We start from the raw sequence: 18,732 nt of genomic DNA, 5'->3' as shown, positions 1-18,732 counted from the left end.
TAAGACTGACGAAGTCAGTCACATATATACGGCAAGGCGACGTTGACGTGGTTTGAAGAGATTTTCGAAGAGTATTAGAAAATGCCGATAAGGGTCTGCATACCAAGAGTGGTGAGGATGATGGCAATCCAGCAGATGGCTCCGAGAACAATGGATTTTCCACTGGATTTGACCATAGCGACCAGATTGGTTTTGAGACCGATAGCACTCATGGCCATGACAATAAGGAATTTAGAGAGTTCTTTGAGAGGGGTAAAGAAACTACTGGATACACCTAGAGAGGTGAGTAGTGTAGTGAGGAGAGAGGCAAGGATAAAGTAAAGGATAAAAAGTGGGAAGACTTTTTTCAGTTGTAGGCTTTGCTTGTTTTCTTGTTGGCGACTTTGCCAGTAGGATAGAAAGAGCGTGATAGGGATAATGGCCAAAGTACGTGTGAGTTTAACAATGGTTGCAGACTCGAGGGTATTGCTTTGGTAAAGACTGTCCCAAGCGCTGGCGGCAGCCGTTACAGAGGAAGTGTCGTTGACCGCAGTCCCTGCAAAGAGGGCGAAGCCTTCATTGGATAGATGAAGCCAGGTGCCGAGGGTTGGAAAGATGAGCGCAGCCAAGACATTGAAGAAAAAGATAACGGAAATGGATTGGGCTACTTCCTTTTCCTTAGCATCAATAACGGGCGCTGTCGCAGCAATGGCAGAACCACCACAGATGGAAGAACCTACTCCAACCAAGGTAGCCAGTTTTGTATCCAGGGCAAAGAAGCGCTGGAAGAAGTAGGCAATAATCAGAGCTATTGAAATGGTGGATAGGATGACAGGGAGCGAAGATTGCCCAACTGCGAAGACTTGCGAGATATTGAGACCAAAACCAAGCAAGACAACGGCATACTGGAGCAATTTTTTAGAACTAAAGGTCAATCCCGCATCCAGTTGTTTATAAGACGAGAGAAAGGGATGTAGGAGCATTCCCATGAAAATGGCAAAAACGGGCGCGCCAATGACAGGGAAGAATCCTCCTAAGTACCAAGATACGATAGAAATGAGAAGGCAGGCCAAGATACCTGCTCCATTTTTTGATAGAAATGACATAAAAACCTCCAAATAAAATCTTTTACCATTATAGACATAAAAACAGGAAAAGTAAAGTAGAAAGTGGAAAGTTATTCTATTATGTATTTTTGCGGTCGGGGGGCTTTTGTAGTATAATAGAGATACGTTTTTACAGTAGGAGGTATCTATGGACTTAACTAAGCGCTTTAATAAACAGTTAGATAAGATTCAAGTTTCGTTGATTCGTCAGTTTGACCAGGCTATTTCGGAGATTCCTGGGGTCTTGCGTTTGACCTTGGGGGAACCTGATTTTACAACGCCAGATCATGTCAAGGAGGCGGCCAAGCGAGCGATTGACCAGAACCAATCCTACTATACAGGGATGAGTGGTCTGCTGACTCTACGTCAGGCAGCCAGTGACTTTGTTAAGGAAAAGTACCAACTGGACTATGCTCCTGAAAATGAAATCCTGGTTACAATTGGGGCGACAGAGGCTTTATCTGCGACTTTGACAGCTATTTTGGAAGAGGGAGACAAGGTGCTCTTGCCAGCTCCTGCCTATCCAGGTTATGAACCGATTGTCAATCTAGTTGGGGCAGAGATTGTCGAGATTGACACAACTGAAAATGGTTTTGTCTTGACTCCTGAGATGTTGGAAAAGGCCATTTTGGAGCAGGGAGACAAGCTCAAGGCGGTTATTCTCAACTATCCAGCTAATCCGACAGGAATTACCTATAGTCGGGAGCAGTTGGAGGCCTTGGCAGACGTTTTACGCAAGTACGAAATTTTCGTTGTCTGTGATGAGGTTTACTCAGAATTGACCTATACAGGCGAAGCCCATGTATCTCTAGGAACGATGTTGAGAGACCAGGCTATCATTATCAATGGTCTATCTAAATCGCATGCTATGACCGGTTGGCGTTTGGGACTAATTTTCGCTCCTGCGGCCTTCACAGCTCAGTTAATCAAGAGTCACCAGTACTTGGTGACTGCCGCAAATACCATGGCGCAACACGCTGCGGTAGAAGCCTTGACGGCTGGTAAAAATGATGCGGAGCCCATGAAGAAGGAATATATCCAGCGTCGGGACTATATCATCGAAAAAATGACTGCTCTTGGTTTTGAGATTATCAAACCAGACGGTGCCTTCTATATTTTTGCTAAAATTCCAGCGGGTTACAATCAAGATTCCTTTGCTTTTCTGAAGGATTTTGCACAGAAGAAGGCCGTTGCCTTTATCCCTGGGGCAGCCTTTGGACGTTACGGGGAAGGTTATGTTCGCCTGTCTTATGCGGCTAGCATGGAGACTATCAAAGAAGCCATGAAACGACTTGAGGAGTATATGAGAGAAGCATGATTCAGTCTATCACGAGTCAAGGCTTGGTGCTCTATAATCGCAATTTTCGTGAGGATGACAAGCTCGTCAAGATTTTTACAGAGCAGGTTGGCAAACGCATGTTTTTTGTCAAACACGCTGGTCAGTCTAAGCTGGCGCCTGTTATTCAGCCCTTGGTGCTGGCACGATTTCTCTTGCGAATCAATGATGATGGACTCAGTTACATCGAAGACTATCATGAGGTCATGACTTTTCCCAAGATTAATAGTGACCTCTTTGTCATGGCCTATGCGACCTATGTGGCAGCTCTTGCAGATGCTAGTTTGCAGGACAATCAGCAGGATGCTCCCTTGTTTGCTTTTTTGCAAAAGACTTTGGAGTTGATGGAAGCAGGCTTGGATTATCAGGTTTTGACCAATATTTTTGAAATTCAAATTTTGACTCGATTTGGGATCAGCCTTAATTTTAATGAGTGTGTCTTTTGCCATCGGGTCGGTCAGGCTTTTGACTTTTCTTTCAAATATGGAGCCTGCCTCTGTTCAGAGCATTATCATGAGGATGAGAGACGTTGCCATCTCAATCCCAATATCCCTTATCTGCTCAATCAATTTCAAGCCATTGATTTTGAGACCTTGGAGACCATTTCGCTCAAGCCCGATATCAAGCAAGACTTACGCCAGTTTATGGATCAGCTCTACGAAGAGTACGTTGGGATTCACCTAAAATCAAAGAAATTTATTGATTCCCTAGCAGACTGGGGACAATTACTAAAAGAGGAAAAGAAATGAAAAAAATCGCAGTAGATGCCATGGGGGGCGATTACGCACCTCAAGCCATCGTTGAGGGTGTCAATCAAGCCCTAGCTGACTTTTCAGATATTGAGGTTCAACTCTACGGAGATGAAGCTAAAATCAAGCAATATCTGACAGCGACAGAGCGCGTCAGCATTATCCATACGGATGAAAAGATTGATTCAGACGATGAACCTACGAGAGCTATTCGGAAGAAGAAAAATGCCAGTATGGTATTGGCGGCCAAGGCTGTCAAAGAAGGAGAAGCAGACGCTGTTCTCTCGGCTGGGAATACAGGTGCCTTGTTGGCGGCAGGATTCTTCATCGTGGGTCGTATCAAGAACATCGATCGTCCTGGACTTATGTCGACTTTGCCGACTGTAGATGGGAAGGGGTTTGACATGCTGGACCTCGGTGCCAATGCAGAAAATACAGCCCAGCACCTCCATCAATATGCGGTTCTAGGTTCTTTCTATGCTAAAAATGTCCGTGGCATTGCGCAACCACGTGTTGGCTTACTTAACAATGGAACAGAGAGTAGCAAGGGTGACCCGCTTCGTAAGGAAACTTACGAATTACTAGCAGCTGATGAAAGTTTGAACTTTATCGGAAACGTGGAAGCACGTGATTTGATGAATGGCGTTGCGGATGTTGTCGTGGCAGATGGTTTCACGGGAAACGCTGTGCTCAAATCCATCGAAGGGACAGCCATGGGAATCATGGGATTGCTCAAGACAGCTATTACAGGTGGTGGTCTTCGAGCGAAACTAGGCGCACTCCTTCTCAAGGATAGCCTCAGAGGTTTGAAAAAACAGCTCAACTACTCAGATGTTGGTGGAGCGGTCTTGTTTGGTGTCAAGGCACCTGTTGTCAAGACTCATGGCTCAAGCGATGCCAAGGCTGTTTATAGTACGATTCGCCAGATTCGTACCATGCTAGAAACAGACGTAGTTGCCCAGACTGCGCGTGAATTTTCAGGAGAATAAAAGAGATGACAGAAAAAGAAATTTTTGACCGTATTGTAACCATTATCCAAGAGCGACAGGGAGAGGACTTTGTCGTGACAGAATCCTTGAGTCTGAAAGACGATTTGGATGCTGACTCAGTTGACTTGATGGAGTTTATCTTGACACTGGAAGATGAATTTAATATCGAAATCAGCGACGAAGAAATTGACCAACTCCAAAGTGTAGGAGATGTTGTTAAAATCATTCAAGCAAAATAGAAATCGGAGTTCCAAGGCATTTGCTTTGGAATTTTTTATTTGGCTTAATACTCTTCGAAAATCTCTTCAAACCATGTCAGCTCTATCTGCCACCTCAAAACNNATTTTCATTGAGTATAAGTGACCGTTTAGGAACAGATTTAGTCTTTCTAGGGACAGTAGAAATCTGAGGACAAATAAGGGATATAATGGAGTCAGAAAAAATCAATCTCCAAAAAGGAGAAAAGAAAGGATTTTTATGATGAAAAAATATCTTTATTCTAGTTTGTTAGTTCTTGCAGGAGGCGTTCTCCTAGCAAATACTACGGTAGCCTATGCTGATTCCCCATCAGCAAGTGAGAAAGAAGCGATTGCTCAATTAGTTAATCAAGGCAAGATAAAAGCTGAAGAAGCTGATCAAGTAAAATTGATTGGTTTTGAAGATAAAGAAACCCAAGCAGAGGGAAATCAAGAGAAGAAAGCTTTCAATCAATATCGTGATCCGAAAGGAACATGGATGCAAACCAATGGTAAATGGTGGTTTAAATACGGTTCAGGTGGGTATGCTAAAAATTGGGAACAATTAGATGGCAAGTGGTACTATTTTGATGACCAAGGATGGATGAAAGAAAATACTTGGATTCAACCTGATGGTAATTATTACTACTTATCTGCTAGTGGTGCTATGGTCACTGGTTATCAACGTGTGAATGGTACACCATACTTCTTTAGAGCCAGTGGTGTATGGGTAGAAAATCGTGGACAGGCACTTGGTGAATACGCAGAGACATTTGTAGGAAAAATCCCATATGTTTGGGGTGGGGCAGATTTGAATAGTGGCGTAGATTGCTCAGGATTTACGATGGCTATTCATGCTAAGTTTGATATTAGTATTCCTAGAGTAACCTATGGTCAAGCAACAGGAGGAAGCTATATAAGTAATGGTTCTCAACAAGCTGGAGATTTGATTTTGTATAATAGTGAAGAGACAAATGACCATGTAGGTATTTATGTTGGTGGTGGAAAGGTAGTTCATGCTCCATATCCAGGTCAATATGTTTCTTATATGAATCAATACGGTATTACTCAAAATACAATTCGTAGATATTGGTAATATTGTCTAATTTTTCACAATATTATTGACTTTGACAATGAAAAGTATTAGAATATAGCTAAATAAAGAGGGGAAGCCCTCTTATAGCTATTCAATAAAGGAGGAAATGGCTATGAAAAAATCTAAACTACTTACACTTGGTTTGCTTGCAGGTGCTGGTCTACTTTTGTCTATCAACCAAGCACAGGCTGCAGATACTTGGGTTAAAAATGGTGCTGACTGGAATCTTTCACAAGATGGCAGTCTAGCTAAGGATAAATGGGTACAAAATGCTGGGTCATGGTATCACTTCGACATCACTGGTAAAATGCAGACAGGTTGGCTCAAAGACGGTAACACTTGGTATTCGCTCGCAGATAGTGGCGCTATGCGTACTGGCTGGTACAAGGAAGGTAGCACATGGTACTCACTAGCAGATAGTGGCGCCATGCGTACTGGCTGGTACAAGGAAGGTAGCACATGGTACTCACTAGCAGATAGTGGCGCCATGCGTACAGGTTGGTACAAAGAAGGGTCTACATGGTACTATCTTCATTTTAGTGGTTCTATGATGACAGGTTGGGAGTTCATAGATGGTAAATGGTCTTACTTTGAAAAATCAGGTGCTATGGTTGCAGATAGAGCTGTTCTAGCCAGTGATGGGGAAAGTTATGTCATTGGTAAGGATGGCTATCTAGCAAATAGAAAAGATGCTGGATACAGTATTCATGATATTGTCAAACTTGGAGATGGGCAAGAATATTTGCTAAATGCTAAAGGTGACGATGTTATTATTGAAAAAAATGCTTGGTATATCAGACCAGAGTTCAAGAAGTTTTCTAATAAATATGGAGATGAGGTTGCAAATACTACCTTAGCTTTAGTGGATAATAAAGAAGAAGGACAAGAAATTGATCCTAAGGCAGTTTTACAGAACTTCCAAAACTTACCAAATCGCTACTACTTTGATGAAAATGGACATCGTGTGATTAATATCCCAGCAATGACAACCTATTCAGAGATTAAAAAAGTTGGCAATGATGTCTATTTAGAAAATCCAGGTGCACGACTTCGTCTTGGAGCTACCCACTTTACAATCAATAACAATAAACTATACTATTTAGAAAATGAGCAAGGTAAGCTCAAAACAGGTTACTTTGTATTGATTGATGATGGTATGGCTACAACCCACTATCACATCCTAGCCTATGCGGATCAATCTGGTGAAATTCTTAAGATGAAACGCTTGCCATCAGGAGTTTCAGATTATCTGGATAAAGAAATCGATGGTTTATATGGTGAAAAAATTAAAATTGAATCTCCACACTCAAACGAATATTATAAAGTGGTTGTGGTTAAATAAAAATAACATCTTCACAACTAATCGTTAACGCTCTAACCAATATACCATTTTCAGGAGGCTTTAGATTTCTTGTATTTTAAAAGGAAACTAAAGCCTTTTGTAGATGGAGCAGGGGATAGAGTTATCTATAAAATAATGAAAAGGAGTCTGTCATGGAAATGAAAAATACATTTGTAGAATTGGAACAATTTGAAGAGTTAACTCCAGAGGTTTTGGAAGAAGTGAATGGTGGAGGGATTTTTGAAGATACCGTAAAATGGTGCGATAAATTATTTAGTACGGGTAGACACTTTGCTTAAATTCACAGTATTCGTTAGAGATTAGATTTATTTATGATTATTTTAGAATTCTTAGTTTCTGTGCTATATATACTGTTGGTAGTCGTTTCAACCATGGTTCCTACTATTTATTTGGGTGCTCAAATTTCCCCAGAATTTTATAAAAAACGTTATTGGGTCCTTGTATTTTTAATTAGTTTATCTGCTCGCCAAACATTTGGAGAATTATTTCATATAGGAATCATTCTCTTCTTTTACTGTATTTTTTTACTAGTATTGCACAAGGGAAAAGGGGAAGCTTTTTTTCTTTCTCTGTATCTTTTTCTCTTCTTTCAAAGTATTCGTTATTTATTTTTGACAATTTGGATTCGTGTATTATCTGGTGAGCCTTGTTGTTTTGTAGATTCGTTTTCCACTTTATATAGATCTGTATTTGATTTATTATCAATATTTCTATGTTCTACAATTATGAAACGTTGTTCTTTGGATTTGGATTTATTCTTTTCAGATGCTTTCAAAACCCACTATTATAAGAGTTTTTTCATTATCCTACCTCTGACTGGATTTAGGATATTCTCTTCGTTTATGACCAATAGAAATAGTTCGTTCTACGTTCGTTTTGATACGACCATTTCTCTCCTGATTTTCATTCTCTTTTTCTCTTGGCTCTTTTACATCAAGCATTTGGAGCAGGTTTATCGTGATGAGCAGACCATTCAGAGACAGGAAGATGAAAATCGTTCCTTGCAAGGAATGGTGGATAAGTTGGGACATCTCTATGATGAGGTTCGAGGTTTCCGTCATGATTTTGCGGGAATTGTCTCCAGCATGGAGCCTGCCATAGCAAATCAAGACATGGCTGAGGTATCTACCATTTATCAAGATGTCTTTCTAAAGACTAATGAAAAGCTGAGGAAGGCGGATTACACGGCCTTTAATCTTCACAATATCCATGATATAGCTATTCGCAATACCTTGGCAAAAGCCATGATTGTGGCAGATAAGCAGGGAATTCATTTTAGTTTGGAGACGGTGGGGGTTGTCGAAGAGCTGGCATTGCCTATGTTGGAGGCTATCCGTATCCTCTCTATCCTCACGACAAATGCTTTAGAAGCAGCCAGTGAGGCTGAAAATCCGCAGATTCGGGTTGCTTTATTGGCAGGTGATAGGAGTGTCCGTTTTATCATTGAAAACACTCGTAAGAAAGAAGAACTGAATCCCAGTATTCTCAGTCAAAAGGGTTACTCTACCAAGGATAACCACAGTGGACTGGGCTTGGCAACCTTGGAGGACATGGTTTTTCATTATGATTTAAACTTAGATACCCAGCTAGGAGAGACGACTTTTAGACAAGATTTAGAATTGCCATTTAAGGATGAGAAACGAGGGGGAGAGGAATGAGAATTTTAGTTTTGGAAGACGATAGAGTCCAGCAAGGACGGATAGAGCAGACTTTACTAGATATCGGTCGCTCTCGCAATTTAAGATTGGAAATTGATATTGCCAAAAACTATGGGGATGTTGAAAAGTATTCTCAGTATTTTGACCATTACCAGCTCTATTTATTAGATTTAGAGATTGATGGAGAGCGTGAACGGGGCTTTCAGGTTGCTCAACAGGTTCGGGAGCGGGATCCTTTTACAAGCATTGTCTTTGTGTCCACGCACTCGGAGGCCTTACCTCTAGCTTTTCGCTACCACTTGTCTGCCTTGGATTTTATTTCCAAGGATCAGCCAGAGGCGGACTACTGTCATCAGCTGGAGCGCTGTCTGGACTATGTACTGGCAGTAGATAAGAGGGAAAATATGCGTCTCTTTACCTATAGTTTTGAGGGAAGACGGGGCTTCACTCTGCCCTACCATGAAATTTTAGCCTTTGAAACTTCAGTGGAATCCCATCGTATCAAGGTCTATTATGCCAATCATTCTATCAAGACCATTTATGGCAGTCTCAAGGATATCGCTGCCAAGGCTGAAAAAGATTACTTTGTCTATGCCAATCGCAATACGTTAGTCAGTTTACAGGCTATTGAAGAGATGACTGCCACAGAAGTGACCTTGTTAGAAGGCTTGCATTTCCCCGTATCACGAACAGCCAGAAGAACCCTTAAAAAATATCTTAATGTCTAATATCTGTTAGATTTGAATGAGTTTATCAATAAGAATATCGGAAAATTTTCTGATATTCTTATTTTTTGACTTCTTTTTCGAATAGATAAGTAAGAGGAAAAGAAAAGGAGTTTGCTTCATGTATCTACCGATTTTCTATTCATGGTATATTAAATTATTTTTCAAATAAAATTTAATTTAGTTGTTTATTTTTGAATTGTTTTTCGAATAGATAAGTAAGAGGAAAAGGAGAGGAGCCTAGTTCATGTATCTACCAATTTTTTATCCGTGGTTTACTAAATTATTTTTCAAATAAATTTAATTTCGTTGTACACTTTCGACTTCTTTTTCGAATAGATAAATAAGAGGAAAAAGAAAGGAGCCTGGTTTATGTATCTACCGATTTTCTATTCATGGTACATTAAATTATTTTTTAAATAAAATTTAATTTAGTTGTACATTTTCGAATTATTTTTCGAATAAATAAGTAAGAGGAAAACGAAAGGAATAAAATAATGAAAGAACATTATTACGGATTTGTTGAGCTAACTTCGGAAGAATTGACCGATATTCAAGGTGGAGAAAATTGGACGAAGACCCTTGTAGATTGGTACATTGGATTTCGTAGAGGTTTTGGTTTTTAGGAGGATAAGAGATGAATGAAATGAATGATAAGTATACTATTGAAGTATTAAAGGAAAGCGACTTAGCCTTGCTGGTGGGTGGTAGTGAGGCAAGTTACCAACATGGTTTAATGGTGGGGTTCATTTTACGTCGTGCGTTATTTGGATTCTAAGATAATATTTAGAGAGTGAAGCTTACCTACAACAATGAACAGAATATATGAAAAAGGAAATACAAATAACTACCTTTTTCAATTGTTAAGAATCAAAAAAGGAGAATAAGATGGAACAAATTAAAAATATGGAAAATAATTTTCATGTAATGAGTCATGAGGAATTGGCCGATGTAGAAGGAGGCTTGCTATTTGGTCTGGTAGTAGTTGGAGGAGTCGCAATTGCAGGAACATTTTTATTGGGTGCGGTAGATGGTGCTTCAGGAGCACATGCTAAGCGTCGTGGACGTTAACAGGGAAGGAAGAGCGCTGATGGAACGCATAATAGAAAGTTGGATTACTAGGGTAGAGAATTTTTACAGTTTGCAGTCAATTCCTGTGAAAGTATTCATTTTCATAGTTGGAGTAGTTGGGATTTATGCTTTAGGGACATTACTTTTAGGACCGGTTTATTGGGCGGGGCAGAAGTTTGGCGAAACAATTTACAATTATTTGTTTCAATAAAAAATTATAGATAAAGAGGAACAGACATAATGAATATGATAAAAATTGAAGAAAAATTTACAAGTCTTACAGAAAAAGATTTGGCAACAGTAGAGGGTGGTCGAGTGTCATGGAGAGGTAATATTAACATCGATGTCCACAAAGTGATTGATAGTACGGGAAGATTTTTCGGTGGTATCTATAATGCTGGTAGATCATTTGGGCGAAATGTTTACAATGCATTTTATTAATATAGTTTATTAAAATGAATATCATATATTATATTTTTGAATTCGTTTTCGAATAGATAAATAAGAGGAATACAGGGAATGATTATTTCAGTAATTCAAGATTTGGATGAAACAATTTAATAAACACTGCTATACCAAACTTGTCAAGTTTGCAACAAGACAAGCATTAAAATAAAAAAGGAGGCATTCGTTATGAATACAAAAACGATGTCACAATTTGAAATTATGGATACTGAGATACTTGCTTGCCTTGAAGGTGGCGGATGCAATTGGGGAGATTTTGCCAAAGCAGGTGTTGGAGGAGGAGCAGCACGAGGTCTTCAGCTAGGAATTAAAACAGGAACATGGCAAGGTGCAGCAACTGGTGCTGCGGGAGGAGCTATATTTGGAGGTGTGGCCTATGCAGCGACATGTTGGTGGTAATTATGGATTTTAAAAGTTTTATTATTGGTTTAGTAGTTGGTATATTTGGTCCCTATATGGATGATCTAATTAGAAAAAAATTTTTAAAGTCTTCGGAGAAGAAAACAGAAAAATTTGTCAAAAAATAATCAAAACGATAAATGATGAATCTGATTCAAAATTATCTTGCACATGTAAAGAGGACCATCTCTCCTCTTATCAGGTAAATAGGAATCTTGCAGTAGCGAATCAAAAAAGGAGTAACTATGAATCGTAATTTAGAACGGTGTTATCTATTCTGACTATGAATAGATCATACCAGAGGTGGCTTATAAATAGCGGGGACATTAGAAATTGAAGTAACTTTAAATAGGATGTCGTAAATGTTGCTATCAATGATTTATTTGTCCCAAGCTTGCCTAGGGTGTCAGTAAAAAATCAATTTCCTTTCAAAATAGCATATTTTTAGTAGGTAGGACGTTTGTTCTGCCTATTTTTTGCTAAAAAGTGCAGTTGAAGTGTCTATTTGCATCATTTGGAGTTTTACATGTATTTTTGATAAAAAATAGGTATAGAAATTAGGAAAGTTGAAGAAAAGGAATGAAGGAGGTCTTAGTTTGTGATTTTTTACATACTTTTAAGGCTTGATGAACCAGTTTGAACTAATATATAATTGCTAGAAATTGAATACACTACTCCTTGAGGGCATTTTGCCCTTTTTTATATTTTACAATAAGTGTAAAAGGAGAGTTTTTATGCGTTACGGTTATGTTCGAGTATCTACAAGAGAACAAAATATTGATAGGCAATTTTCAGCATTGGTAGAAAACAAATTATCAAAAGAGAATATTTTTATTGATTACGTTTCAGGAAAAGATTTTGACAGAATGGAATATCAAAAATTATTAACTACCTTGAAAGAAAATGATGAATTGGTTATTAAATCAATTGATAGGTTGGGAAGAAACTATGATGAAATTTTAGAACAATGGCAAGCAATTACTAAGAAAAAGAAAGTAAATATAACTGTTTTAGATTTCCCCTTATTAAATACAAAGAATAGCAATGATAATATCACAGGAAAACTAATCTCCGATATCGTTTTACAAGTCCTATCTTATGTGGCACAGTTTGAAAGAGAACAAATCAAACAAAGACAAATGGAAGGAATACGGGAAGCACAGAAAAAAGGGAAGAAATTCGGCAGACCAAAATTGGTTGTTCCGAATAATCTCCCTGATGTGATAGCTCAATATAAGAAAAAAGAAATAACCTTACGAGAAGGTGCAGACATCTTAGGAGTATCAAAAAGCACCTTTCACAATTGGATAAAAAATTCATAGTTCTTGTCAAAAAACTAGGATTTTTTGGACAGAAAATACAGTCTATTTTAGAAGCGTTTTCGTTAGAAAAAAGGTTCTAAAATCCAGCATTTTGACCAATTATTATTACACTTCCATTTTATCAAGTTTGTCCAAAAAAGTCTAGATTTTAGGACAAACTGATTATTTTACAATAAATAAAAATAGGGGGACACGAAATGGACACCAAAGCTAAAAAGTTCACACTTGCAACGATTTCAGCTCTATCACTTCTTGGGGTAGGAATTGTTACATCACAATCAGTAGTTGCTAATGATAGGCTGGTTTCCACTCAAGCAATCAAAGGTCAATCCTACAATATCTTAAACTCTGAGGTCACTAGTACTTCTTCTGGTACTACTCTAGTTGGGATTGAAGGGACTTTCTTAACGCCAGATAAACAGGCTATCTTAGATCGTATCAATGCTATTCGAAAAGAGGCAGCAGATGAAGGTCTAGTTACTAGCTATGTTCCGATCAAATGGTCAACTGAACTAGAAAAAACAGCCTTCGTTCGGGCAGCAGAAGCTTCTGTAACTAGGCATCATAAACGTTTATCTAATAAAGATATTTGGAGTGCCTGGCCTTCAGGGAATTTTTCACTAGCCGAAAACTTAGCTTGGAACTATGATGGATTTATGACAGCTATTAATCAATGGTATGACGAAAAAGCAGATTACGTCAAATCTCGTAGTGGGGCAAGTGTATCTGGTCAAACTGGACACTACGAATCCTTAATCAATTCAGAATTGACCTATATGGGTTTGGCAGCCTTTGAAAACCCTGTCACTCAAAATGGATGGATTACCGTTGCACAAAGTTTCGGAACATCATCTGGTGGCTCTGAAGAATTAGCTGGTGGTTATGGAAAGGCCATTCAATATACAGAAGCAAATTCTTCTCAGATTCAAACATTTGCGACTAAGGCGAATCTTTTTGACAAAGACTTGAAGGCAATCGGAACTCATACCAGTAAGAAAACAAAACAAGGTAAGTCTAACGGGACTAATAAACCAGGTTTCTTTTTTCAAATGCAAGATATTGGTAGGGGTATGGGTTTTTGGCGACAATCTGGTTCTCGTTGGTGGTTTATGCAACTTGATGGGTCTTACCCTTACAATCAGTGGGCAAAATTAGATAATATCTGGTATCACTTCGATAGTTCAGGTTGGATGCAAACTGGCTGGATAAAAGACAACGGCACGTGGTACTATCTCGACGGTTCAGGTGCTATGAAGACTGGTTGGTTCAAGGATAACGGTAGTTGGTATTATCTTGATAGCTCAGGTGCTATGAAAACAGGCTGGATGAAGGTATCTGGGAAATGGTACTATGCCTATAGCTCTGGTGCCCTAGCAATCAATACGACTACACCAGACGGCTATCGCGTCAATTACAATGGAGAATGGGTATAGGATAAGATTATAAAAAATAGATAAAAAGAAAAGGAATACAAAAATTATGAAAAAAATCGTTTTAACGACTACAGCAGTTTTATCACTCCTAGCAACAGGAGCTACAATTTCAAGTGTCAATGCAGCAAGTGGCGTCCCGATGGTCAAGTTCTGGTCTCCTGCAGCTAATGCTTATGTTGAAGAACCTGCTCCTGGGTATCGTGATACAGATTTAGTCGCAACAGATGTGACGCTTGTAGAAAAAAGAAAAGCACAACTTGGAGCATTTTCTGATGGTGAATTTACAACGGTTGATTGGGTAGATAATGCTTATAGACAAGAATTCTCTAAGCAATTTGCAAGTTTTGAATCCAACGGCATTGCTACATTCAACGGTAAAACAATTGTCTTTAAAGCAACAGACTATGGTATCTATACCATGAAGTTTGAATTAAATGGTACTCTCTATAAGTTAACTGCTGATGTCAGAGAAAATCTAGGAAAAGGAGGTCCTTTTTACACTTATGTAACCAAACTAGAAGTCTTATCAAATAATCAAGCAAATACTATCTCGAATACGAGTACTGAAAAACAAATAGAAGCAACAATTACAAAGGTTGAAATTCATCATTTTGGATTTAATTTTGAAGGTGTACTCTCAGAGCCACTACAACACGGAGGAGATAATGCAGCTAGAGGAAATGTTACTCTAATTGATAAGGCTACCGGAAAGATTGTGTACCAACATAATAATGATGTCATCTTTAGTGGTCTAACTAATGACGTCAACGACCAATTTCTTTTGCCTTTAATTTATAGTAATAAATTTAAAGGGGATGTTTTCGATATCAGACAGTTTCCTGCCGGAACATACATCTTGGAGATGTCTGGAGAAGCTGGCTCTCCGCACGATCACTCAGTTGATAATAGAAAACGTGTCTTTAAAGTTAGAAAAGAGGTGACTATCGGAAATCCTTCAACAAATTCAAATACTAACACCACAACTCAATCAGGTTCGAATTCATCTAGCTCGTCAACTTCTACAAGTTCGTCATCTGGAAACTATTCTAACACGGATACAACCATGACGACCCATCAGTCTAAATCTACTTGGATGTATTCGAATGGTCGCTGGTGGTATAAACACGAAGATGGCACTTATACAACTAATGACTGGGAAAAAATCAATGGTGTTTGGTATCGTTTTGATAACTCTGGTTGGATGCAAACTGGCTGGGTAAAAGACAACGGCACGTGGTACTATCTCGACGGCTCAGGTGCGATGAAGACAGGTTGGGTCAAAGATAACGGTAGCTGGTACTACCTTCAAGATTCAGGAGCTATGAAAACAGGCTGGATGAAAGTATCTGGCAAATGGTACTATGCCTATAGCTCTGGTGCACTCGCAATCAATACAACTACACCTGACGGTTATCGTGTCAGTTACAACGGTGAGTGGGTATAAAAACAATTTCAAATTGTAAGATTAAACATATGAAAAAATTATTTCTATTCAGTATTAGTATATTAGCTATCTCTATTTTAACGGCTTGCCAACATCAGAGTGAAAACACTTCTGCAACAAGTTCTGAAGCAATTGCTTCAAGTACTAGTTCAACTTTTTCTACATCGGAAGAGAAGAAACCTGATTACACCCTATATAATCCTGTTCTTAAAGAATATGCCAAAGTATTAGATGGTTCGTCAACTTCACATACAGAGATCAATTCAAAAGCAAACTTAAAAAACACTTATCCTAAAGAATATTCTGGATTACAGTATAGCTTGTATGATTTAGACCAAGACGGTACGGACGAACTTTTGATTGCCCTAAAAATGGATTCTAACTATTACGATTTATTAGATATTCGAACTCTTAAAAATGGTGAAGTTATTCGACTGACCAATGCAGAAAACAATCTGGACTTTATTGGAGAGCGAGTACATTTTAATCCTTTAGAAAATGGTTATTTTCAATTATCTACCCGAGTATCTACTAATCAAATCCAACTTAAACTATACAAGTTGAATCAGGATGGAACACTGTTAGAACTAGTCATTGAATCAGATACAGAAGAGGGACTGGGGACAAAACCACCTTCCCTTGACATAAGATCTTTCTTTTGGAAATCTGTCACAAGTCTCATAAATGGAGAAACAAGCCTTCCGTCAGAAAGTAAAGGGATGGATATTACTGCAATTCAAAATGGAGATTTTTCTAGTGTCGCAGGCACTTGGAGGAATCGTACAGGTATTGAATTCACCTTTGACAAAAATGGTTTAGTAAGTGATCATTCCAAGATTTCAATTGAACATGCTAAGGAAATTGACCACTATCTCAAGGCAAGTTCTGTTTCTAAAGATGGAGGTGCTGGTGCAGCTATTGCCTTTTTACCAGTAGGAATCCCTATAACCATGTCTGTCACCTCTTCTTCAGATAATGGCTATACTGACTCGTCTGATATTACACAAGACCGCTTATGGTTTGGACACCAACTTATCAATGGTAGTACCGAGGGATTTTTTTACAAGGTAGAATAGTTTTAATAGACTTACAAATTTATCAATAAGAATGTCGGAAAATTTTCTGATATTCTTATTTTTTTGACTTCCTTTTCGAATAGATAAGTAAGAGGAAAAAGAAAGGAGTTTGCTTTATGTATCTGCCAATTTTCTATTCATGGTTCATTAAATTATTTTTTAAATAAAATTTAATTTAGTTGTACATTTTTGAAATTTTTTTCGAATAGATAAGTGAGAAGAAAAAGAAAGGAATAAAATAATGAAAGAACATTATTACGGATTTGTTGAGCTAACTTCGGAAGAATTGACCGATATTCAAGGTGGAGAAAGTTGGGTGAAGACCCTTGCAGATTGGTACATTGGATTTCGTAGAGGTTTTGGTTTTTAGGAGGATAAGAGATGAATGAAATGAATGATAAGTATACTATTGAAGTATTAAAGGAGAGCGACTTAGCTTTGCTGGTGGGTGGTAGCAAGGAAAGTTATCAACGGGGTCTAATTACAGGTCTATTGTTACGCGGTATATTTATTGGAACCCCATTTTTTAGAAGATAAGATTTAGAAAAAATAGAACAAGAGGAGAAAAAAGATGACAAATTTTGACAAAATGGAACAGAACTTTGTAGCTCTTACAGAAGAAGAGTTGATGGATGTGGATGGGGGAGCATTGCCTCTTGTAATCGCCGGAGTGTCTATCTGGAAGATAGGTGCAGCAGTAGCAGGTGGAGCAGCAGCGCTTTTTGCTGGAGGAGCAGCTTTGGGGTATTATGCGAATAGACCATAATCTGATTGTAGTCAGAGAGGCATTTCTATGTTTTTAAAAAAAGAAGTGATATTATTAGGGGTATTGTTATCGCTACGTATTATTTTTACTATCGTTCAAATTTTAATTGATTATAAAATATTATCTGGACAGTATAGTATAAATTTTATGGATATTTCAGAAGTATTTACTTATCCAATACTCATTTTAATCATTTACATAGCAATAAAATATAATACAAAGGAGTAATGACGAATATGAACTTAGAACAATTTTATCAATTATCTGACGATGAATTAGTGGGAACAAAAGGTGGTTTTGGTCTTGCGGAAGCAGTTGGGATTGCAGGAGTACTGAATGCTGCTGTACAAATTTTTAATGCTGGTTACAAATTTGGTTCAGATTTTGCTCGTCGTGGGCGTTAGATAATGAACAGTCGCAACCTTAATCTCAATACATTGTTACCTAAACTAGCCACGATATGTCCTTTGTTGGGAATAACTCTTAATGTCGCGCTTCATGTGATTCGTACAGGTTCGTTAGTATCCTTTAATTGGCAATGGACTTTGGTTGGTTTGCTTTTCGCAGCATATTTTGGTATTTTTCGCAAAGATTTGTCAAAAAATAATCAAAACTATAAATGAAGAACATGAATCAAAAGGATTTTATGTATATGAATGGTAGCGTTTTTCCGCCATTCTTGTCAGGCAAATAGGAGTTTCTTATGAAAACATTTTTATTAGGTTTTGCTGAAGGGTATTTTATCGTATCACTCATAATCTACATCGCAACGTATTTGATGTTGAAAAATCCAATCAATACCCTATTTTATCCAGAAATTTACCCTATTTTATTTGGACTCTTTTATCTAGGATATAAGGCCAATAAAAAGCAAGTAGAGTGATCAGCTAAGAATGACTTGTTAGTCTGCGCTGAAAGTGGTTATGGTAGAATCTAAGAATGCATCACATTGGAGTTTAATATGAAATTTGTTAAATCAATACTGAAAGTTTGGCCTGAAATTATGGTATTACTTAGTTCGATGTCTTATATCATCATCAGATTAGTAGCTGATATGAATAAAGTATCTTTACCTACTTGGTTTGATAGTTTCAATATACCAACGATTGCATTATTTATGATGGTCTTCATTCTTTTATACAGAAGTAAAGAAAAAAAGAATGGATAAATTTGAGGTAGTAGACGTTCTATAGGGAATAGGTGTCTTATAGTAACGAATCAAAAAAAGGAGTAACTATGAATCGTAATTTAGAACTGTGTTATCTATTCTGACTATGAATAGATCATACCAGAGGTGGCTTAGAAATAGCAGAGACATTAAAAATTGAAGTAACTTTAAATAGGATGTCGTAAAGGTTACTATCAATGATTTATTTGTCCCAAGCTTGCCTAGGGTATCAGAAAAAAATCATTTTCCTTTCAATAGCATATTTTTAGTAGGTAGGACGTTTGTTCTGCCTATTTTTTGCCAAAAAAGTGTAGTTGAGGTGTTTATTTGGAGTTTTATACTCTTCGAAAA

General features: G+C 38.0%; 29 protein-coding genes. 28 read left to right on the top strand and 1 reads right to left on the bottom strand.

From position 1 onward, the window contains the following. Nucleotides 1–74: 74 nt before the first annotated feature. The gene (locus tag HT699_RS04795; protein WP_054392675.1) at nucleotides 75–1,085 is read right to left on the bottom strand and encodes a YeiH family protein; all 1,011 of its coding nucleotides are present in this window, start codon (nucleotides 1,083–1,085) and stop codon (nucleotides 75–77) included. 148 nt (nucleotides 1,086–1,233) lie between these two features. On the opposite strand from HT699_RS04795, the gene HT699_RS04790 reads away from it, so the two are divergent. The 28 genes from HT699_RS04790 to HT699_RS04665 all read left to right on the top strand — a co-directional run bounded on the left by HT699_RS04790 (nucleotide 1,234) and on the right by HT699_RS04665 (nucleotide 18,381). Continuing rightward, nucleotides 1,234–2,403 carry a pyridoxal phosphate-dependent aminotransferase gene (locus HT699_RS04790; RefSeq protein ID WP_084933662.1) on the top strand — a complete coding sequence of 390 codons (1,170 nt, stop codon included), beginning with the start codon at nucleotides 1,234–1,236 and terminating at the stop codon, nucleotides 2,401–2,403. Further along, nucleotides 2,400–3,170, top strand: coding sequence for a DNA repair protein RecO (gene recO / locus HT699_RS04785; protein WP_023932887.1), 771 nt, complete (start codon nucleotides 2,400–2,402; stop codon nucleotides 3,168–3,170). Before HT699_RS04790 ends, recO begins: the two co-directional genes overlap by 4 nt. Beyond that, nucleotides 3,167–4,159: a phosphate acyltransferase PlsX gene (gene plsX, locus HT699_RS04780; protein ID WP_023932889.1), complete on the top strand. Its 993-nt coding sequence runs from the start codon at nucleotides 3,167–3,169 to the stop codon at nucleotides 4,157–4,159. The genes recO and plsX overlap by 4 nt, the downstream gene beginning before the upstream one ends. A gap of 5 nt (nucleotides 4,160–4,164) precedes the next feature. Beyond that, the gene (locus tag HT699_RS04775; RefSeq protein ID WP_000136445.1) at nucleotides 4,165–4,398 is read left to right on the top strand and encodes an acyl carrier protein; all 234 of its coding nucleotides are present in this window, start codon (nucleotides 4,165–4,167) and stop codon (nucleotides 4,396–4,398) included. Between the two features lie 241 nt (nucleotides 4,399–4,639). Further along, nucleotides 4,640–5,491 carry a C40 family peptidase gene (locus HT699_RS04770; RefSeq protein WP_225261102.1) on the top strand — a complete coding sequence of 284 codons (852 nt, stop codon included), beginning with the start codon at nucleotides 4,640–4,642 and terminating at the stop codon, nucleotides 5,489–5,491. Between the two features lie 112 nt (nucleotides 5,492–5,603). Then, entirely contained in the window at nucleotides 5,604–6,833 is a 1,230-nt protein-coding gene (locus HT699_RS04765) for an N-acetylmuramoyl-L-alanine amidase family protein (RefSeq protein WP_031243362.1), read from the top strand. Between the two features lie 152 nt (nucleotides 6,834–6,985). Next, nucleotides 6,986–7,132, top strand: a complete 147-nt coding sequence (locus HT699_RS04760; protein WP_000425303.1) for a smi_0057.1 family bacteriocin-like peptide — start codon at nucleotides 6,986–6,988, stop codon at nucleotides 7,130–7,132. 564 nt (nucleotides 7,133–7,696) lie between these two features. After that, nucleotides 7,697–8,512: a GHKL domain-containing protein gene (locus tag HT699_RS11695; protein WP_240149879.1), complete on the top strand. Its 816-nt coding sequence runs from the start codon at nucleotides 7,697–7,699 to the stop codon at nucleotides 8,510–8,512. Then, complete coding sequence (locus tag HT699_RS04750; RefSeq protein WP_001221866.1) at nucleotides 8,509–9,240, top strand: response regulator transcription factor; 732 nt, start codon at nucleotides 8,509–8,511, stop codon at nucleotides 9,238–9,240. Before HT699_RS11695 ends, HT699_RS04750 begins: the two co-directional genes overlap by 4 nt. Nucleotides 9,241–9,734: 494 nt before the next feature. Beyond that, nucleotides 9,735–9,863 carry a smi_0059.1 family bacteriocin-like peptide gene (locus tag HT699_RS04745; protein WP_000658221.1) on the top strand — a complete coding sequence of 43 codons (129 nt, stop codon included), beginning with the start codon at nucleotides 9,735–9,737 and terminating at the stop codon, nucleotides 9,861–9,863. Nucleotides 9,864–9,874: 11 nt separating this feature from the next. Beyond that, the gene (locus HT699_RS04740) at nucleotides 9,875–10,015 is read left to right on the top strand and encodes a hypothetical protein (RefSeq protein WP_001004581.1); all 141 of its coding nucleotides are present in this window, start codon (nucleotides 9,875–9,877) and stop codon (nucleotides 10,013–10,015) included. Nucleotides 10,016–10,125: 110 nt separating this feature from the next. Continuing rightward, entirely contained in the window at nucleotides 10,126–10,308 is a 183-nt protein-coding gene (locus HT699_RS04735) for a class IIb bacteriocin, lactobin A/cerein 7B family (RefSeq protein ID WP_000435077.1), read from the top strand. A gap of 19 nt (nucleotides 10,309–10,327) precedes the next feature. Further along, complete coding sequence (locus tag HT699_RS04730) at nucleotides 10,328–10,519, top strand: hypothetical protein (RefSeq protein WP_000439598.1); 192 nt, start codon at nucleotides 10,328–10,330, stop codon at nucleotides 10,517–10,519. A gap of 29 nt (nucleotides 10,520–10,548) precedes the next feature. Beyond that, nucleotides 10,549–10,749: an SPPN_00645 family bacteriocin-like peptide gene (locus HT699_RS04725; RefSeq protein ID WP_001055966.1), complete on the top strand. Its 201-nt coding sequence runs from the start codon at nucleotides 10,549–10,551 to the stop codon at nucleotides 10,747–10,749. Nucleotides 10,750–10,941: 192 nt separating this feature from the next. Next, entirely contained in the window at nucleotides 10,942–11,172 is a 231-nt protein-coding gene (gene blpU, locus HT699_RS04720) for a bacteriocin-like peptide BlpU (protein ID WP_001093485.1), read from the top strand. A 2-nt stretch (nucleotides 11,173–11,174) separates the two neighbouring features. Continuing rightward, nucleotides 11,175–11,300: a PncF family bacteriocin immunity protein gene (locus HT699_RS12150; RefSeq protein ID WP_007284823.1), complete on the top strand. Its 126-nt coding sequence runs from the start codon at nucleotides 11,175–11,177 to the stop codon at nucleotides 11,298–11,300. A 606-nt stretch (nucleotides 11,301–11,906) separates the two neighbouring features. Then, entirely contained in the window at nucleotides 11,907–12,494 is a 588-nt protein-coding gene (locus HT699_RS04715; protein WP_001268846.1) for a recombinase family protein, read from the top strand. Nucleotides 12,495–12,691: 197 nt separating this feature from the next. After that, nucleotides 12,692–13,927 carry a CAP domain-containing protein gene (locus HT699_RS04710; protein WP_023935473.1) on the top strand — a complete coding sequence of 412 codons (1,236 nt, stop codon included), beginning with the start codon at nucleotides 12,692–12,694 and terminating at the stop codon, nucleotides 13,925–13,927. A gap of 46 nt (nucleotides 13,928–13,973) precedes the next feature. Next, nucleotides 13,974–15,371, top strand: coding sequence for an N-acetylmuramoyl-L-alanine amidase family protein (locus tag HT699_RS04705; RefSeq protein WP_000725077.1), 1,398 nt, complete (start codon nucleotides 13,974–13,976; stop codon nucleotides 15,369–15,371). Nucleotides 15,372–15,400: 29 nt separating this feature from the next. Continuing rightward, on the top strand, nucleotides 15,401–16,447 hold the full coding sequence (locus HT699_RS04700; protein WP_172934141.1) for a DUF6287 domain-containing protein: 1,047 nt from the start codon (nucleotides 15,401–15,403) through the stop codon (nucleotides 16,445–16,447). Between the two features lie 241 nt (nucleotides 16,448–16,688). Continuing rightward, entirely contained in the window at nucleotides 16,689–16,817 is a 129-nt protein-coding gene (locus HT699_RS04695; protein WP_000658224.1) for a smi_0059.1 family bacteriocin-like peptide, read from the top strand. A gap of 11 nt (nucleotides 16,818–16,828) precedes the next feature. Then, nucleotides 16,829–16,984, top strand: coding sequence for a hypothetical protein (locus tag HT699_RS04690; protein WP_001004584.1), 156 nt, complete (start codon nucleotides 16,829–16,831; stop codon nucleotides 16,982–16,984). A gap of 34 nt (nucleotides 16,985–17,018) precedes the next feature. Continuing rightward, complete coding sequence (locus HT699_RS04685) at nucleotides 17,019–17,213, top strand: class IIb bacteriocin, lactobin A/cerein 7B family (protein ID WP_000180815.1); 195 nt, start codon at nucleotides 17,019–17,021, stop codon at nucleotides 17,211–17,213. Between the two features lie 27 nt (nucleotides 17,214–17,240). Continuing rightward, nucleotides 17,241–17,441 carry a hypothetical protein gene (locus tag HT699_RS04680; RefSeq protein ID WP_000478865.1) on the top strand — a complete coding sequence of 67 codons (201 nt, stop codon included), beginning with the start codon at nucleotides 17,241–17,243 and terminating at the stop codon, nucleotides 17,439–17,441. An 8-nt stretch (nucleotides 17,442–17,449) separates the two neighbouring features. Beyond that, nucleotides 17,450–17,617: a class IIb bacteriocin, lactobin A/cerein 7B family gene (locus HT699_RS04675; protein ID WP_001047582.1), complete on the top strand. Its 168-nt coding sequence runs from the start codon at nucleotides 17,450–17,452 to the stop codon at nucleotides 17,615–17,617. A gap of 3 nt (nucleotides 17,618–17,620) precedes the next feature. After that, the gene (locus HT699_RS11690) at nucleotides 17,621–17,836 is read left to right on the top strand and encodes a bacteriocin immunity protein (protein ID WP_078374288.1); all 216 of its coding nucleotides are present in this window, start codon (nucleotides 17,621–17,623) and stop codon (nucleotides 17,834–17,836) included. Between the two features lie 80 nt (nucleotides 17,837–17,916). After that, nucleotides 17,917–18,096 carry a hypothetical protein gene (locus tag HT699_RS04670; RefSeq protein ID WP_000846989.1) on the top strand — a complete coding sequence of 60 codons (180 nt, stop codon included), beginning with the start codon at nucleotides 17,917–17,919 and terminating at the stop codon, nucleotides 18,094–18,096. A gap of 78 nt (nucleotides 18,097–18,174) precedes the next feature. Next, nucleotides 18,175–18,381: a bacteriocin immunity protein gene (locus tag HT699_RS04665; RefSeq protein ID WP_000673799.1), complete on the top strand. Its 207-nt coding sequence runs from the start codon at nucleotides 18,175–18,177 to the stop codon at nucleotides 18,379–18,381. Nucleotides 18,382–18,732 lie beyond the last annotated feature (351 nt).

The sequence above is a fragment of the Streptococcus sp. 1055 genome, from assembly GCF_013276815.1.
GTDB lineage: Bacteria > Bacillota > Bacilli > Lactobacillales > Streptococcaceae > Streptococcus > Streptococcus pseudopneumoniae.
Note: the sequence above shows the minus strand (reverse complement) of the source record. Positions and strands in the feature narration are given on the sequence as shown.

Excerpts from the sequence above, each read along its gene's own strand:
- HT699_RS04665 (WP_000673799.1), top strand. The coding sequence starts at position 18,175 with ATGAAATTTGTTAAATCAATACTGAAAGTTTGGCCTGAAATTATGGTA.
- HT699_RS04730 (WP_000439598.1), top strand. The coding sequence starts at position 10,328 with ATGGAACGCATAATAGAAAGTTGGATTACTAGGGTAGAGAATTTTTAC.
- HT699_RS04760 (WP_000425303.1), top strand. The coding sequence starts at position 6,986 with ATGGAAATGAAAAATACATTTGTAGAATTGGAACAATTTGAAGAGTTA.
- HT699_RS04765 (WP_031243362.1), top strand. The coding sequence starts at position 5,604 with ATGAAAAAATCTAAACTACTTACACTTGGTTTGCTTGCAGGTGCTGGT.
- HT699_RS04745 (WP_000658221.1), top strand. The coding sequence starts at position 9,735 with ATGAAAGAACATTATTACGGATTTGTTGAGCTAACTTCGGAAGAATTG.
- HT699_RS04705 (WP_000725077.1), top strand. The coding sequence starts at position 13,974 with ATGAAAAAAATCGTTTTAACGACTACAGCAGTTTTATCACTCCTAGCA.
- HT699_RS04775 (WP_000136445.1), top strand. The coding sequence starts at position 4,165 with ATGACAGAAAAAGAAATTTTTGACCGTATTGTAACCATTATCCAAGAG.
- HT699_RS04675 (WP_001047582.1), top strand. The coding sequence starts at position 17,450 with ATGAACTTAGAACAATTTTATCAATTATCTGACGATGAATTAGTGGGA.
- HT699_RS04685 (WP_000180815.1), top strand. The coding sequence starts at position 17,019 with ATGACAAATTTTGACAAAATGGAACAGAACTTTGTAGCTCTTACAGAA.
- HT699_RS04695 (WP_000658224.1), top strand. The coding sequence starts at position 16,689 with ATGAAAGAACATTATTACGGATTTGTTGAGCTAACTTCGGAAGAATTG.
- HT699_RS04710 (WP_023935473.1), top strand. The coding sequence starts at position 12,692 with ATGGACACCAAAGCTAAAAAGTTCACACTTGCAACGATTTCAGCTCTA.
- plsX (WP_023932889.1), top strand. The coding sequence starts at position 3,167 with ATGAAAAAAATCGCAGTAGATGCCATGGGGGGCGATTACGCACCTCAA.
- HT699_RS04690 (WP_001004584.1), top strand. The coding sequence starts at position 16,829 with ATGAATGAAATGAATGATAAGTATACTATTGAAGTATTAAAGGAGAGC.
- HT699_RS04795 (WP_054392675.1), bottom strand. The coding sequence starts at position 1,085 with ATGTCATTTCTATCAAAAAATGGAGCAGGTATCTTGGCCTGCCTTCTC.
- HT699_RS04790 (WP_084933662.1), top strand. The coding sequence starts at position 1,234 with ATGGACTTAACTAAGCGCTTTAATAAACAGTTAGATAAGATTCAAGTT.
- HT699_RS04770 (WP_225261102.1), top strand. The coding sequence starts at position 4,640 with ATGAAAAAATATCTTTATTCTAGTTTGTTAGTTCTTGCAGGAGGCGTT.
- HT699_RS04735 (WP_000435077.1), top strand. The coding sequence starts at position 10,126 with ATGGAACAAATTAAAAATATGGAAAATAATTTTCATGTAATGAGTCAT.
- HT699_RS04670 (WP_000846989.1), top strand. The coding sequence starts at position 17,917 with ATGAAAACATTTTTATTAGGTTTTGCTGAAGGGTATTTTATCGTATCA.
- HT699_RS12150 (WP_007284823.1), top strand. The coding sequence starts at position 11,175 with ATGGATTTTAAAAGTTTTATTATTGGTTTAGTAGTTGGTATATTTGGT.
- recO (WP_023932887.1), top strand. The coding sequence starts at position 2,400 with ATGATTCAGTCTATCACGAGTCAAGGCTTGGTGCTCTATAATCGCAAT.
- HT699_RS04700 (WP_172934141.1), top strand. The coding sequence starts at position 15,401 with ATGAAAAAATTATTTCTATTCAGTATTAGTATATTAGCTATCTCTATT.
- HT699_RS11690 (WP_078374288.1), top strand. The coding sequence starts at position 17,621 with ATGAACAGTCGCAACCTTAATCTCAATACATTGTTACCTAAACTAGCC.
- HT699_RS11695 (WP_240149879.1), top strand. The coding sequence starts at position 7,697 with ATGACCAATAGAAATAGTTCGTTCTACGTTCGTTTTGATACGACCATT.
- HT699_RS04740 (WP_001004581.1), top strand. The coding sequence starts at position 9,875 with ATGAATGAAATGAATGATAAGTATACTATTGAAGTATTAAAGGAAAGC.
- HT699_RS04750 (WP_001221866.1), top strand. The coding sequence starts at position 8,509 with ATGAGAATTTTAGTTTTGGAAGACGATAGAGTCCAGCAAGGACGGATA.
- HT699_RS04725 (WP_001055966.1), top strand. The coding sequence starts at position 10,549 with ATGAATATGATAAAAATTGAAGAAAAATTTACAAGTCTTACAGAAAAA.
- HT699_RS04715 (WP_001268846.1), top strand. The coding sequence starts at position 11,907 with ATGCGTTACGGTTATGTTCGAGTATCTACAAGAGAACAAAATATTGAT.
- blpU (WP_001093485.1), top strand. The coding sequence starts at position 10,942 with ATGAATACAAAAACGATGTCACAATTTGAAATTATGGATACTGAGATA.
- HT699_RS04680 (WP_000478865.1), top strand. The coding sequence starts at position 17,241 with ATGTTTTTAAAAAAAGAAGTGATATTATTAGGGGTATTGTTATCGCTA.